Origin of the sequence: Psychrobacter proteolyticus (assembly GCF_038155145.1) — a bacterium.
GTDB lineage: Bacteria > Pseudomonadota > Gammaproteobacteria > Pseudomonadales > Moraxellaceae > Psychrobacter > Psychrobacter proteolyticus_B.
This window is the reverse complement of the sequence record NZ_JBAKAY010000128.1, coordinates 1-221: the sequence shown is the minus strand read 5'-3', so window position 1 is coordinate 221 and position 221 is coordinate 1. Positions and strand designations below refer to the sequence as shown.

The following is a 221-nucleotide window of genomic DNA, read 5'->3' as shown; positions in this document are numbered from 1 at the left end:
CGCATGGCGGCCTAGCATTTGGTTTGGATCGTTTGATTATGTTGATGCTAGGCGCAAGCTCTATCCGTGACGTTATCGCCTTCCCAAAAACCAAAACAGCAGATTGCCCATTAACTCAAGCACCAGCTGGCGTTGATAGCAAACAATAACGTGAGCTAGGTATCCGTGTGCGTGAAAAAGCACAGGCTGATACCAACAAGCATGCTGAATAAATCGTTTGA

Annotated in this window: 1 pseudogene; it reads left to right on the top strand. The window is 46.6% G+C overall.

Going from position 1 to position 221, the window contains the following annotated elements:
• Positions 1-146, top strand: a pseudogene (locus V6252_RS13240) (amino acid--tRNA ligase-related protein); the annotation flags it as partial.
• Positions 147-221 lie beyond the last annotated feature (75 nt).